Below are 1,055 nucleotides of genomic sequence, written 5' to 3'. Positions count from 1 at the left end.
TAAGTCAATCCCCGCGATTTGAGCCATAATGTTGGGTTGAGGCACGAAACCCAACCCACGAATAAAGCTGTGATGAGGTCGCCACTACTGACTCCCCTAGCATCACGGATAATGTGGCTGCTATCAATCCGATTTCGATGATTTGCTGTGGTTTAATCATGGGTTAATTCCTTTATTTTTGCAGACAATTTATGGAAAAGTAAAAGCTAGAAAATCTCGGTTTTTTTGAGTAAGTCAATCCCCGCGATTTGAGCCATAATGTTGGGTTTCGTTCCTCAACCCAACCTACGAATAAAGCTGTGATGAGGTCGCCACTACTGACTCCCCTAGAATCACGGATAATGTGGCTGTTATCAATCCGATTTTGATGGATTTATGTGGTTTAATCATGGGTTCATTCCTTTATTTTTGCAGACAATTTATGGAAAAGTAAAAGCTAGAAAATCTGGGTTTTTTTGAGTAAGTCAATCCCCGCGATTTGAGCCATAATGTTGGGTTGAGGCACGAAACCCAACCCACGAATAAAGCTGTGATGAGGTCGCCACTACTGACTCCCCTAGCATCACGGATAATGTGGCTGCTATCAATCCGATTTTGATGGATTTATGTGGTTTAATCATGGGTTCATTCCTTTATTTTTGCAGACAATTTATGGAAAAGTAAAAGCTAGAAAATCTCGGTTTTTTTGAGTAAGTCAATCCCCGCGATTTGAGCCATAATGTTGGGTTTCGTTCCTCAACCCAACCTACGAATAAAGCTGTGATGAGGTCGCCACTACTGACTCCCCTAGAATCACGGATAATGTGGCTGTTATCAATCCGATTTTGATGGATTTATGTGGTTTAATCATGGGTTCATTCCTTTATTTTTGCAGACAATTTATGGAAAAGTAAAAGCTAGAAAATCTGGGTTTTTTTGAGTAAGTCAATCCCCGCGATTTGAGCCATAATGTTGGGTTGAGGCACGAAACCCAACCCACGAATAAAGCTGTGATGAGGTCGCCACTACTGACTCCCCTAGCATCACGGATAATGTGGCTGCTATCAATCCGATTT

Annotated in this window: 2 protein-coding genes; both read right to left on the bottom strand. The window is 41.6% G+C overall.

Annotated elements, in window-relative coordinates:
• Positions 1-4: 4 nt before the first annotated feature.
• The gene (locus P5674_RS25135) at positions 5-160 is read right to left on the bottom strand and encodes a hypothetical protein (RefSeq protein ID WP_014275123.1); all 156 of its coding nucleotides are present in this window, start codon (positions 158-160) and stop codon (positions 5-7) included.
• A gap of 702 nt (positions 161-862) precedes the next feature.
• Positions 863-1,055, bottom strand: a 193-nt coding sequence (locus P5674_RS25130) for a hypothetical protein (protein ID WP_315670419.1), incomplete at its 5' end; no start/stop codon positions are given.

Origin of the sequence: Limnospira sp. PMC 289.06 (assembly GCF_032350395.1) — a bacterium.
Lineage (GTDB): Bacteria > Cyanobacteriota > Cyanobacteriia > Cyanobacteriales > Microcoleaceae > Limnospira > Limnospira platensis.
This window is presented reverse-complemented; position numbering and strand designations above follow the sequence as displayed.

Bases quoted from the DNA above. Each gene is read 5' to 3' on its own strand.
- P5674_RS25135 (WP_014275123.1), bottom strand. From the start codon at position 160: ATGATTAAACCACAGCAAATCATCGAAATCGGATTGATAGCAGCCACA.